10 protein-coding genes and 1 CRISPR repeat array are annotated in these 12824 nt (G+C 60.4%); of the genes, 8 read left to right on the top strand and 2 right to left on the bottom strand.

The genetic code is table 11. The annotated features are described in order from the left end of the window. Positions 1 to 7 precede the first annotated feature (7 nt). Complete coding sequence (locus tag ACVW0R_RS04160) at positions 8 to 844, top strand: ABC transporter ATP-binding protein (RefSeq protein WP_099812314.1); 837 nt, start codon at positions 8 to 10, stop codon at positions 842 to 844. A gap of 37 nt (positions 845 to 881) precedes the next feature. Here ACVW0R_RS04160 and crn3 read toward each other — a convergent pair whose 3' ends face one another. Beyond that, positions 882 to 1787, bottom strand: a complete 906-nt coding sequence (crn3, locus tag ACVW0R_RS04155; protein WP_414403019.1) for a CRISPR-associated ring nuclease Crn3/Csx3 — start codon at positions 1785 to 1787, stop codon at positions 882 to 884. Between the two features lie 129 nt (positions 1788 to 1916). Between crn3 and ACVW0R_RS04150 the strand changes: the two genes are divergently transcribed. Genes ACVW0R_RS04150 through cas2 form a run of 3 tightly spaced genes read left to right on the top strand, consistent with a single transcriptional unit; the run spans position 1917 to position 4608 of the window. Continuing rightward, complete coding sequence (locus ACVW0R_RS04150; RefSeq protein WP_457501696.1) at positions 1917 to 3308, top strand: TIGR03985 family CRISPR-associated protein; 1392 nt, start codon at positions 1917 to 1919, stop codon at positions 3306 to 3308. A gap of 11 nt (positions 3309 to 3319) precedes the next feature. After that, complete coding sequence (gene cas1, locus ACVW0R_RS04145; protein ID WP_457501705.1) at positions 3320 to 4330, top strand: CRISPR-associated endonuclease Cas1; 1011 nt, start codon at positions 3320 to 3322, stop codon at positions 4328 to 4330. Then, positions 4330 to 4608: a CRISPR-associated endonuclease Cas2 gene (gene cas2, locus ACVW0R_RS04140; protein WP_099812317.1), complete on the top strand. Its 279-nt coding sequence runs from the start codon at positions 4330 to 4332 to the stop codon at positions 4606 to 4608. The genes cas1 and cas2 overlap by 1 nt, the downstream gene beginning before the upstream one ends. A 272-nt stretch (positions 4609 to 4880) precedes the next feature. Continuing rightward, positions 4881 to 6210: a CRISPR direct-repeat array (repeat unit 37 nt; unit sequence GTTGATCCCTACCTTTTCCCCGCAAGGGGACGGAAAC). A 355-nt stretch (positions 6211 to 6565) separates the two neighbouring features. On the opposite strand, the gene cas6 is transcribed toward cas2, so the two are convergent. Next, on the bottom strand, positions 6566 to 7717 hold the full coding sequence (cas6, locus tag ACVW0R_RS04135) for a CRISPR-associated endoribonuclease Cas6 (RefSeq protein ID WP_457501695.1): 1152 nt from the start codon (positions 7715 to 7717) through the stop codon (positions 6566 to 6568). A gap of 529 nt (positions 7718 to 8246) precedes the next feature. On the opposite strand from cas6, the gene cas10 reads away from it, so the two are divergent. From cas10 to ACVW0R_RS04115, 4 genes are read left to right on the top strand one after another with little or no spacing between them, the layout of a single operon-like run. Continuing rightward, positions 8247 to 10442 carry a type III-B CRISPR-associated protein Cas10/Cmr2 gene (gene cas10, locus ACVW0R_RS04130; protein WP_457501704.1) on the top strand — a complete coding sequence of 732 codons (2196 nt, stop codon included), beginning with the start codon at positions 8247 to 8249 and terminating at the stop codon, positions 10440 to 10442. Further along, on the top strand, positions 10442 to 11155 hold the full coding sequence (locus ACVW0R_RS04125) for an RAMP superfamily CRISPR-associated protein (protein WP_099812319.1): 714 nt from the start codon (positions 10442 to 10444) through the stop codon (positions 11153 to 11155). Before cas10 ends, ACVW0R_RS04125 begins: the two co-directional genes overlap by 1 nt. Next, complete coding sequence (csx10, locus tag ACVW0R_RS04120) at positions 11155 to 12378, top strand: type III-D CRISPR-associated RAMP protein Csx10 (RefSeq protein WP_457501694.1); 1224 nt, start codon at positions 11155 to 11157, stop codon at positions 12376 to 12378. Before ACVW0R_RS04125 ends, csx10 begins: the two co-directional genes overlap by 1 nt. After that, entirely contained in the window at positions 12375 to 12821 is a 447-nt protein-coding gene (locus ACVW0R_RS04115) for a hypothetical protein (RefSeq protein ID WP_011429767.1), read from the top strand. Before csx10 ends, ACVW0R_RS04115 begins: the two co-directional genes overlap by 4 nt. Positions 12822 to 12824: the final 3 nt, after the last annotated feature.

The following is a 12824-nucleotide window of genomic DNA, read 5'->3' as shown; positions in this document are numbered from 1 at the left end:
CCCCACGATGACTGCCCTCTTGACAACCTCTACCCCAGTAGCCACAGCCGCAGAACCCTACTTAACCCTTGAGAATGTCAGCAAGACTTACCCAACTCCTAAGGGGGAGTATCCCGTCTTGCGAGATATCAATCTTAGGGTCGATGCAGGAGAATTTGTCTGCATAGTTGGACATTCCGGCTGTGGCAAAACCACGCTGCTGAATATGGTTTCTGGCTTTACCCAGCCCACCAGCGGCTCGGTGAAGCTGAAAGGCCAGCCGATTACAGCTCCTGGCCCAGATCGCATGGTGGTGTTTCAGGGATATGCCTTGTTACCCTGGCTCACGGTCTATGAAAATGTTTACCTGGCCGTCCAGTCGGTCTTCCCTCAAAAGAGCCAGTCGGAAAAGCATCAAATTGTAGAGGAACACCTGAATTTGGTGGGGCTGGGGGAAGCTGCCCAAAAATATCCCCCGCAAATTTCCGGAGGGATGAAGCAGCGGGTGGCCATTGCCCGTGCCTTGGCGATTCGACCAGAAGTCCTGATTTTGGATGAACCCTTTGGGGCTTTGGATGCCATCACCAAAGAGGAACTGCAGGAGGAGCTGTTGCGCATTTGGGATGAACATCGCTGCACGGTTTTGATGATCACCCATGATATCGATGAGGCACTGTTTCTGGCCGACCGTTTGGTGTTAATGACCAACGGCCCTGCAGCTACCATTGGGCAGGTCATTTCTATTCCCTTCCCACGTCCTCGCGACCGCGAGCGCATTCTGGAGGATCCGCAGTACTATCGCCTGCGCAACTCTGTCCTCAGCTACCTCTACGGGCATGAGGCTAACCCTGAAGCGGTTAACTAAAAATCTCATCCGGCACGCCGCCGAAAGCTCCCTGCCATTATCCTGCCGAGCCGACCAAGCCGCGCACCACCCGCACCAGCTCGGCAGGCAGCGGAGAGCCGGGATCCCAGCACAGCTCCAGTTGGTTGGGATCCCTGGGTAGATCTTCCGGGCAGGGGCCGGTGTGCAGGACGGCCACACACCGCAAGTTGCCCCGATCCCGACAAAACTCATGCCAGAGGGGGATGGCCGCCGGATCCCGGCTGACCAAGAGATAATGGGAGCAGGCTTCCAGGATCGGCTGCTTGTGGGGATCCACCTTGCCGCCCACATCCACGATCACCAGGCTTTTTTGTTGGCGCAGGGCGAGGATGGCCTGGGCGTGAAAGCTGAAAAAATCGGGGGTCAGGCGGCCCCGGTAGCGGTGCTTGAGGATTTTGGCTTCTTCCGGCGGCAGATCCAACGTCCAATTTCCTTCCCCATCCCAGTGGGCCCGCTGCAGATAAACGTTGGGAGCCTGAGGCAGCAGGGACTCGAAAAGAGCGCGGGCCAGGCGGCTTTTGCCGCTATCCGGAGGGCCCACCACCATCACTGCCGCCGCCAATTCTGAGCCTGGCCTGCCCTGCACCCAGGGAATGATCTCGCCCACCTGCACGTCTGGGCTATGGCTGGAGACCACCACTGCCCCCAAGCGCGGGTCGTAGCAGGCCACCCAGCGGGTAAAGTGGCACTCGTGCACCAACCAGCCGTAGAGCCAGATGGGGGCGCGCCCGCTCAGCACCACTCCCAAGCGGGGGTCGATCCCCCCAGGCAGGCGCAGTTGGGCCAGATCTTCCGGGAAAACCAGCCGATCCGGTCGGGTCAGCTCGATTTCAATCACCTGAAACGGTAGCCCCCCAAGATGGGGTTTCTGCGGCCAATGGGCCAGATAGCCAGACCGCAACTGCAGCGCCACAGCAGACATGGAAATTGGGACAGAAAGACAACAGCCTGGCCCCAGTATGGGGAAGATTGGAAGCAAGATCTTCCAATTGTTGGCAGAGTAGGGGCGAAGGGATCCGACCTTGGTCTGTGCCTTGCCCTGGAGGGGGAGATGAACGGAGGGGAGTTGCCTTTGACGGTGGAGGTGTTGCGCTGGCTGGCAGGCGGGCAGTTGGCAGAGCGCCTGGAGCGGGCGGTGCGTCTCTGGGTGTTGCTCCAGGGTTTGTACAGCGAAAACCGTTGGCCGGATCTGCCAGAGACCTTTGGCTACACCCACATCCGCGATCGCCTCTTCTCGCCCAGCCACCCCCGGCAGGATTTGCCCCATGGGATCTCCTGCCCGGATCCCAGTTGCATTTGCCAGAAGCCTCTGAGCTTTTGGCTGGAGCATCCCGACCTGCTGGCCGCCTTAAAAGCCGAAGTTCCCCATCTGGAGACGCGGCTGGCCAGCCGGCCCTTTTTGAAGACCCACCGCACCCTGCGCAAAGAGCTGGACTACCTGGCCGCTCAGGGTTGGCTGCAGCCAATCGAGGCCAACTCCAGGCGAAGAGATAACTTTCGCTGCCGTGCCGCCGGGGATCGCCCCCTCTTGCCGACGCCCGCCTCGGCCTTGACGTTGTCGGGTAGCCAGCTTGAGCAGATCTACCACGTCCTCAGCGACGTGGCCTTTGTGCATCCCGATGTGCAGGTGTTGCTGGACGATATCTGGGGGGGGCATCAACACTCGCAGCGGCGGCTCTTTGTCTGGTTTGAGTACATCCTCTCCGACGAACAGCAGGAGCGGGTGGACGAATACCAAAACCAGCTAGAGGCTTTCTGGACAAAACCGGCAGCAGGGCTGATCCGCTTTGATTACGAAACTCGCCAGCACGGGATCCAAAAGGTCCTCACCTACCCGGTTTGCCTGTTTTATGCCCGCCGCGCCAAGTACTTGGCCGCCTTCGGCCAGCTCCCGCACGCTGCCAGATCCCTGGGCTGGCACAACTTTCGCCTGGATCGCATTCGCTCGCCTCGCCTGACGGTGGTGCCCTGGTCTGACCCTGCGGTGCCGGCGGAGCTCTTGGCCCGCCAGAGGCAGGGGAATCTGCCCACTCCTGAGGAGGTGCAAGCGGCCTGGGAAGAGGCCTGGGGATCCGATTTCTATCTGCCCAAGGCGCTCTTGATCCTGCGCTTTGCGCCGCAGTTTGCCCGCCGCTACGTGGACAACACAGTACGCCACCCCACCTTCCAGCCCATTGCCTACGAGCGGATCCCGGCTTTGGTGCAGCAGGCAGTGGCGGATGCGCGGGAGCGCGAACAGATTTTGAACATTGTCCGGCAAAGACCAACCAGCGACCGGTACTTCCGCGCCTGGGTACGGGTGGGAGATACCAATTTCACCATGCGCCTGCGGGATTGGCGGCCCAACGGCGAGGTCATCGCTCCCCTGGCCTACCGGGAACAGATGGCTCGGGAAGCCCAGGCAGAGCTGCAGTTTTATCGCCCCGACCTGAAGCTTTCTTGACCTTCCTGCCCATGACCACCCTCTACCTAACCGAGCCGGGGACTGTGGTTCACTGCCAAAACCAAACCCTGCTCATTCGCCGCCGTGGTCAAGAGCAGCTTTGCCGCCTTGCGGAGGTGGAGCTGGTGGTGGTGTTGCCCGGGATCCAATTGACCAGCGCAGCTTTGGCCCAACTGCTGGATCGAGGCATCGAAACCATTTTTTTGCGTGCGGATGGCGGTTTTCGCGGTCGCCTGCAGGGATCCTTTTCCACCAACCCTGAGATGCGTCTGGCCCAATATCAGCGGGCCTATTCCCCTTGGGGGCTGGAGTTGGCCAAGCGCATTGTGCGGGGCAAAATTCGCAACCAGCGGGCAATTCTACAACTGCACAACCGGGCTACCCGCGGCCAAATTGCCCCCTTACAGGAGGGTATTGATGTTATCGCCGCCTACCTGCAACAGTTGGATCGCTCCACCACTCCTCCGGATCGAGAAGCGCTGATGGGCCTGGAGGGCATTTGCGCCCGCACCTACTACCAATCCCTGCAACATTGCTTTCCGCCTGAGTGGAACTTCACTGGCCGCAACAGACAGCCGCCGCTCGACCCGATCAACGCTCTGCTCAGTTGGGGCTACGGGGTGCTGCTGGCCCGCGTGTTCTCCGCAGTGGTGATGGCCGGGTTGGATCCCTATCTCGGCTTTTTCCACGCCAACTTGCCCTACCGCCCCAACCTGGTGCTGGACATGATGGAGGAGTTTCGACCCTTGGTGGTGGATTGGGCTGTGCTCCAGCTTGTCAAGGCTGGCCTGCTCACGCCGGAAGACTTTGAGCCGTCGCCGGATGGGACAGGCGTATGGCTGGGATCCCTGGCCAAAAAGTTGTTTTTGGGTGAGCTGGAGCGCCGCTTCCGCGAGCCGTTGCTCTATCCTCCCCAGTCGCGTCGCCTGGCTCTGAGCCAAATCGTGCTGGAGCAAGCCCGCTGGCTAGGCCGTTGCCTGGTGAGCGGCAACCTGGAGTACGAAGCAATGGAGCTGCGCTGATGCTGTGGTTGGTTTGCTACGACGTGGTGGACGATAAGCGCCGACACCAGTTGGCCAAACGCCTGGAGCAGTGCTGCCAGCGAGTGCAATACTCCGTTTTTGAATGCCCCCTGGACACTGCCGAGCTGGAAGAGAAGCTGGAAAAGTCGTGGCTGCCTCTGCTCAACCTCCAGGAAGATAGCCTGCGGGCCTACCCTTTGGATGCCGCGGCCAAGAAGCAGGCCAAAGTCTTCGGGGGGCCTCCCCCCTATGAGCCGCCGGACTACCTGATCTTCTGAGGCTCCACCGGGCCGAAATTGTAAAGTTTTGTGCGCGATCTGTCGGGGCGAGCCATCACCAGCCTGACTCTGCCGGCACAAGATTTTAAGGGAAACTTTAGATCTTTTGCCCCGATTGGCCCAAAAACGTGACATAATGGCCGTAGCAAGCTCAATTTCCCCGCTTGCGCTTGGCCGCGAGGACAATGTTAATATCTGTGTCGAGGAATCTCCGTACTCCCTCGCGAACGCACCTTGAAAACCTCATGAATTCAGGCTTTTCCGAAGGTAGGGTTGATCCCTACCTTTTCCCCGCAAGGGGACGGAAACAACAGGGAACAGGTGCCACCCGTCCACCACCCGCAGCGTTGATCCCTACCTTTTCCCCGCAAGGGGACGGAAACTTTATCATTTCAGGCAGGGAAGACTTCACTTCTTCCAAAGGTTGATCCCTACCTTTTCCCCGCAAGGGGACGGAAACAGCAGGTATACAGATCTTGGGGGTTCAGGGATGTAGCCCAGTGGTTGATCCCTACCTTTTCCCCGCAAGGGGACGGAAACCTCTACATCTTCCTTCAGGATCTTCTTCAAACGAAGATCTCTCGTTGATCCCTACCTTTTCCCCGCAAGGGGACGGAAACGCAGCGATAGAGCCAAACGGCTTCAACAGTTTCCCGATGTTGATCCCTACCTTTTCCCCGCAAGGGGACGGAAACTTGTCCTTCATGACGATAGTGATCACCGGTTCCATGAGTTGATCCCTACCTTTTCCCCGCAAGGGGACGGAAACGACGAGGGCTACATCGTAGTCCACTTTTTCGTCCCAGTGGTTGATCCCTACCTTTTCCCCGCAAGGGGACGGAAACCTGTAAAGGGAGGTCGGTTATGTTCACGAAAGAGGAGTTGATCCCTACCTTTTCCCCGCAAGGGGACGGAAACATACGCAGTCTGACAAGACTGCGCAGGCATTTGGTCGCGTTGATCCCTACCTTTTCCCCGCAAGGGGACGGAAACGTCCTCTAAACCGATAACAGTTCCATCCGCAAACACCAACTGTTGATCCCTACCTTTTCCCCGCAAGGGGACGGAAACCTGGCCAGTGGTGAAGTGCTGACCATCAAGCTGGAGCTGTTGATCCCTACCTTTTCCCCGCAAGGGGACGGAAACAAGAGTTAAGACCAGATGAAAAATTCTTAAGTGACTTAGCGTTGATCCCTACCTTTTCCCCGCAAGGGGACGGAAACTTGGCATTGTAAGCATACGGCTGACTGCCTTGAGGCGTTGATCCCTACCTTTTCCCCGCAAGGGGACGGAAACGTCCTGGGGATGTTCCAGAGAAGTTTTTATTTTGACGTTGATCCCTACCTTTTCCCCGCAAGGGGACGGAAACGGGAAGATGTACGAGAAGCCCATTAGTGCTACTGGACCGTGAAGTTGATCCCTACCTTTTCCCCGCTAAGGGGACGGAAACCTGACCATCAATCTCAACCTCTGCAATGTGCTTCTGGGCAAGTTGATCCCTACCTTTTCCCCGCAAGGGGACGGAAACACCCGGTTTGAAGGGCTTGTCGCCAAAGAGCGCCTGCGTTGATCCCTACCTTTTCCCCGCAAGGGGACGGAAACTAGAGAGAAGCGAGTAATGAGCAAAGAGAAGTGAGGTTGATCTCTACCTTCTCCCTGCAAGAGCATGCCTCTAACCCCCAAAACCCTGAACTTTGCTGAATTTACTGAGCTTTAGGCGGTTTGGCAAAAGTCATTGAGAGGGATATAGTAGACCAAGTTTCCCCCTGATCCTTGAGTCCACCGCAACGGTTGCCGGGAAGTGAAGGGGGAAAGCGCTCGGGGGGTATTCCTCAGGGCTTTGCGGGATACCGCCTTCCTGCTCAGAGATAGGCAGGATGCGATCGCTTCTTTCCTGAACCATGTTCAGGAGAGTTCAGCGTGAATGTATCAGGCTCAACAAAGTACCTCAAGTCATCTAGGGAAGACTGCTCGACGAGTAGTCCTGGGATCCAGACTGGAGAGAGCGGCGGGCCAGCTTGGCATAGGTCTTCACCGTCTCGTAGGGCATCTCCAAATCAGCGGCGATCTGTTGTAAGCTCTCTCCACCTTCGCGGCGGGCCAGGATCGTCGCCCACAGTTGGGCAGTTTTTTCGGCGCGGGATCCCCCTTGGCGCTGCCGCTGACTGAGGAAGAGGGCGCTCAGCTCCTCGATCCGCTGGGCCACCTGCTCTTCCCGGGAAGGGACAGGGGAGGCGGGTAGCTCTTCGGCCAACCAACCCAGGCGGGTTTGCCCCAGCCCAAAGGGGGTTTTGTGGCCGGTGCCGCAGTAGGGGGCGAAGTGGATCAGGGCCTGGAGCTGCTGCTGCAACAGTTCAGACGCGCGGGTGGAGACCGCCAACTGTACACAGCCAACGAAGCCCGTCACGGATCCCTGGCGACCTGCGGTGGTTTTGACCGATTCCAGACGGTGCCGCTGGATGACCACTTCCCCATCCACCCAATCCAGAAAAGGTTCTACCTCGATGGGCAGGCCGGAAAAATCGTTCCAACGGCGCAAATAGCTGTGGAACAGGTTGCGAGGGATCGGCAGCGGCAGATGGTGGCCCCGGTGGCGAAAGCTGGTGGGCGAGACGAAGGAAAGGCTCCAGGAGCGGGAGGAAAGAGGCTGCTCCAACAGTTGACGATAGGTGCGCGGGGGGATCGAGATCTGCCATCCCAGGATCTGCAGCGGGGATCCGCGCAACTCCAGCCAGGGGGGCAGCCGTCGGCACCATTCCCGCAGCCACTCCACCACTTGGGGGTTGAGGGCGGTGATCGACCAGCGGAAGGGGATCTGGGGCGGGATCAGCAGTCGCCCCCCCTGCTCGCGGAAGGGCCCCATCAGCCGGGAGAGGGTAAAGGGTTTTTCCGATTCTCCGTCGTGCAAATAGGCAGATAGCTGCGGATCCATCTGCTGCACCTCGCCCAAAAACCAGGCGTGCAGCCCCTTAGCATAGTGGGGATCCAGCAGGTAAGACCGAGGAGCCTGAACTTCCAAGGTGATCCCCACCAACTCGGATCCCGTCGGCCACTTGCTGTTTTCTGCTCCGGCGACGGGTGGCTCTGAAAAACTCAACTTGGTCAGCATAGGCCCATCCCATTTCTGCTCATCCCCAGTCAATAGCAGCCCCTATCCAAAATCAACCTAGAGCCACTTTTCCTTTGAGAGGATTTGAGAAGGGATCCCTTCCAATTTGCTTTACCTTTAAATCGCTGGCTGGGCCAACCGAAAAAAGTCTTGAATCTGTTGGCAATGAATCCAAATCGGCCTATACTGTCTCCCAGTCTGGAACTGCAAAATGCAACCATCAGTCACTGCCATGGCCTCTCTCTGTCGGCTGCGATTCTCTGCCCGCGTGGCTGCTATTGCCGACGCCGTCTTTTTGAAGCGCCTTTGGTTTTGATGAAGGATTTGTGAAGTTCAAGGATCGCTCCAGTCAAAAGTCAGGGCCGGATTTGCCCGCCAGCACAGCAGCTGCGTTCTATATCTTCTTTTTTGCCAGGTGTTGCCCATGACCGCTACCTCCTCTGCCTCCCCCGTGCCCATCGCCTTGGCCTGGTGCCTGGCCTGGGGAGAAGGGCGGGATCCCCAATTTCCCTTGCCGATTCTGCAGCAGATGTGCGCAGCCATCCGCACCGACGACGCAGCCGGGATCCCGGAGGCGCTGCAGCCCCTCTGGGCGCAGGTGCGCCAATTTCAGGAGAGCGTGGCGGCCACAACCTTTCCCAAAACCTTGGCAGAGTTGCAATCGCGCTATCCGGAGCTGTGGCGGCAGACCAGCCGCATCGGCTTGGTTTACGGGGGGGCTACCAAGATCAAGGGCTACGTCTTCGAGTCCGCCAAACTGCCGGAAATTCGCGGCGCCTCGGCCCTGTTGGATCGCATTAACCTGGTGGATCTGCCCGCCTTTTTTGGGGATCCCGAGCAAACCTACTTGGGGTGGAAAGCCTTGGGGAAGGAGTCTCAAGCAGAGCTGGAGGCCTACGTGAACCGGCGGGTTCGGCCCTGGCTGCAGCAGCACTACCCGGCTTTGGCGCAGGCTCTCATTCCGGAGCTCCTCATCTACTCCACCGGCGGCAACCTCTTGGCCTTCTGTCCGGCGGCCTATGTGGACGACCTCTGCGAGGCCATCGAGCGCCGCTACACCGAAGAAACCCTCACCGCCAACGCCTGTGCCGTGGGATCCGCCTTTCGGCTGCTGGAGCTGCGCTACGGCCTGCTGCGGGATCCCATCGAGCGCACCCCCTGGCTGGATTGGCTGGCGCAACACAAAACCCATCCCCTGGTGAGAGCCTATTTTGGGGATGGCAGCGAAGCCAGCTTCCAGGCCCGCAAAAGTTTCAACGAGTTGGTGGGTTACCTGGCCGCCCGCTTCCAGCACCGCCGCAACGGCAATCCGGATCCCGGTCGCCCCAGCCGCGCCCATCCCGCCTTTTTTGAAACCCATCCCTACCTGCGCCGCGACAGCACCGACCGCCGCCCGGCCCTGGCCAAAGCCGACCTGCCAGGTCAGCCCTGGCTATCGGAGGCCACAGCCCGCAAAGCGCTGGTGGGCCGCCAGGCCAAGCGCCTGGAGACAGGCCAGCAGGGGTGGTTCCGCAAATTCCCCGCCTGGGATCCCGGCTTTGTGGAAAGCTGGGTAACGCGATTTGCCCGCTTCCTCGACTCTCCCGCCGGCGAGCCCTACCGGGAGCGCTATTTGCAGCCCTGCGCGGGATCCGGCCAGGGGATCGGCGAGGCGCAATCGCTGCGGGAAGTGGCCAACGCCAGCCAGGGCTTTGTGGCCTACCTCTACGCCGACGGCAACAACATGGGCGGCTACGTGCAGCAGATCCAAACCCCAGAGGCCTACCGGCAATTTAGCCGCGACGTTTCCGAGGCCACGGAACAAGCCGTTTACCGCGCCCTTGCCCAGCACCTGCAGGCGCACCGGCTGCGGGGCCTGCCGCCGGATCCGGAAAGCGGCAGAGACCGCAACGGCGAGTGGATCCACCCCTTCGAGATCCTGACCATCGGCGGGGACGATGTGCTGATGGTGGTGCCAGCCCACAAGGCCCTGGACATTGCCGCCACCTTTTGTGAGCAGTTCGAGCAGATCCTGCTGGCCAAATCGGCCACCTACGCCGCCCGCTCCCTCGGCCAGGTGCCGCACCGCTACCCGGCCGACAGCCCAGACCAGCTCTGTCGGCTCTCCACCTCGGCAGGCGTGCTGTTTGCCTCGGAAGACACCCCCATCTACTATGCCGAAAGGCTGACCGAACAACTGTTGAAATCTGCCAAAAGCCGCGCCAAAAAGCTGAAGCCCCGCGATCAAGACTTTTCGGTGGCCACCATCGACTTTCTCTCTTTGAAATCGGTGACTTTGATCGCCTCCAGCATCCAGGATTTTCGCCAGCAGGCCCTGGAGAATCGCCAGAACGGCCACCTCCTCAAGCTCTACGCCGGCCCCTACACCGTCCCGGAGATCCGTGGGCTGCTGAGAACGGTGCAAGCTTTGCAGGCGGCGGATTTTCCCCGCTCCCAGCTCTACCAAATCCGCGGCTTTTTGGAAAAAGGCAAGCGCACCGCCACCCTCAACTACCTCTACTTCCGCACCCGGCTGGGCCAAAAAGGGCAGCCGCTGATCGAGGCCTTTGAACGCACCTGGTGCAAGGCCAAAACCAACGACGGCCACCTTCCCCCCTGGATGTACGTGGCGGCGGAGGGGGAACCCACCTACGAGACCATCTGGCGGGATCTGGTGGATCTGTACGCTTTTGTCCAAAAACAGCCCCAGGCCGAGGGCCGGCCCGTTCCTGTGGAGGTGAAGTGATGGTTCGGCTGGCAGAGTTGCCCCAAACGAGCACCTCTATCCCTTTGAAGGCCACCCTCGCCTCGGCTCTGGCGGTGGGATCCGGCGGCTCCAGCGGCTCCCTGGCGGACAAGCCCCTGCTCAAGGATGCCTACGGCAGGCTGCTCATCCCCGGCTCCCAGTTGAAGGGAAGGCTGCGCCACGAGTGCGAAAAGCTGGCCCGCGGCCTCGGCTGGGCCATTTGCCGCTCCCCCGACCCGGAGCGCATGTGTCCCAAGCGGGAGGGGATCGACGGCCACTTCGACCGCCCCGAATACCAGGTCGAGGGCTACGCCGGATCCCATTGCCTGGTCTGCCAGATCTTCGGCAATCCGGCCCTGCCTTCCCGCCTGTGGGTGGCGGATCTCGTCTGTGAGGTGCCGCCGGCAGCGCTGGAAGCGACCCTCCGCCCAGGAGTCACCCTCAACCGCCGCCGCCGCACCGCCGAGGATCAGCGGCTCTACCTCATCGAGACCTCGCCGGCAGCCGAGCTGATCTTCTCCGGATCCCTGCAGCTTTTGCCCGACTGCCCTCCCTGGGGCAAGGCCCTGCTGCGGGTGGCCCTGCACCACATTGGGGCGCTGGGAGGCAGCAAATCTGCAGGCTTGGGTTGGTTGCACTGGGATCCCCAGTCTCTAGCTGCCCTGCAGCCGAATGACGCAGATTGGGCCTTTTTGGCCGGAGGAGGGAGCTGATGGAGGCCATTGAACTCACGCTCACTGCCGAGTCTCCCCTGGCCATCGGTCGGCAAAAGCCGGGCGGCTCCATCAGCGAGGCCCAGGACTTCATTCCCGGCAGCGTGATCCGGGGGGCCTTGGCCGACCTCCTGCTCCGCCAAAGCCGGCACCGCCCCGGCGAGGCCCTGACAGGAGATCTGGCCGCCCTGTTCACGGAGGCCCGTGCGGCGGTGTTTACCCATGCTTATCCGGGATCCGGCAGCCGGGTTTTGCCGGCCACGGCCTTTAGCTCCAAAAACAACCCCGGCTTCCGCTCAGAGGCGGGCAAAACGGGGGTGTTCGACACACTGCTGGATCGCTTCTGCTCGCAGCGGCTGGGGATCCCCTTTGATCCGGCAGAGCCGGATGGCTCCGGGGGCAGGGTGGAGCCCTTCGGCGGCTTTTACAGCCAGGAGGAGGGATCCCGCTACCGAAGGGTGACCGTGTCCAAGCGCCTGCTCACGCGGGTGGGGATCAACCGCCGCCGCGCCACCGCCGCCGACCAGATCCTCTACAGCCTGGAGGTGATCAACGAGGGCCGGGCCGGGCGAGATGGGAGCTTGCAGCCTTCCCTCTTCAGCGGCCACATCTATCTGCAGGATCGCGAGCTGGCGGCAGCCCTCGCCGGCTACCTCAACACCCACGCCCGCCGCTTGTCCTTGGGAGGGGGGGTGTCGCGGGGGCTGGGCCGGGTCAGCCTTGCCGCTCGACACCTGAGGGCCCCGAAGCCCTCCCTGGCTGAGCGGGTGGCAGCCTTTAACCAAAAGCTGCGGCAGCGCTGGCAACAATGGCAGGTGTTTGGGGATCCCTGGCAGCCCTTGCCGCCGGAGCGGCAGTACTTCTCCATCGGGCTGCAGTCGGGGGCCATCCTCAAGGAGTGCTGGCAACGCACCACGGTGCTCACGCCGCCGATGCTCCAGGAGGAGGCCAACTGCGAGGACGGATCCCTGGTCTTGGAGCTGGCCTGTAGCAGCTACGCCTATGTTTCCGGCTGGAACGCCGCCTGGGGGCTTTTTAAAGATGTAGAGCTGGTTACAACCCAGGGCAGCGTCTTCCTGCTGAGCACCACGCAAATGGAGCGCTGGATCCCGATTTTGGCGGAGATGGAATACTGGGGCATCGGCGAGCGAACCGCGGAGGGATTTGGCCAAATTGAGGTCTGTAGTCTGTTCCATCATCATTTCTGGGAGAACCCGCTATGACCTTCGCCACCAGCGAGAGCAAACTGGAGCAAAAACAGGAACTTGAGATCCAGCGGCACATTCGGCTGGCCGAAGATGAGCTGGTTGCCAGAATCCAAACCGCCTTGGATAACTTTAAAGGTCTGAGCAAATTGGAAGAGGCCCAGTACCGCAACTTGTTGCATGTGGCAGCTTCCACCGAAAGCTCAGAGGTAATCAAGAACTTCTTGCGCTACCAGATGGGGCGAGATGAAAAGTGGGGTCGGGGCAAGAACTCCTTGGCAGAAGCCATCATCCAAGACATCGACAACTGGATCCATCAAAAGGCCCTCGCCATTGCCCAAAAGGCCGGCGTTGAAGAAAGATCCCCCAAAGTCAACGAGATCAAAATTGACTTGATCCGGCGTTACCTGGGCTATGGGGCGCGCTATCTCAAGTACAAGCGAGAAGGGGGAGGATCTTAAAGC

Source organism: Thermostichus sp. MS-CIW-15 (assembly GCF_054060575.1).
This window is presented reverse-complemented; position numbering and strand designations above follow the sequence as displayed.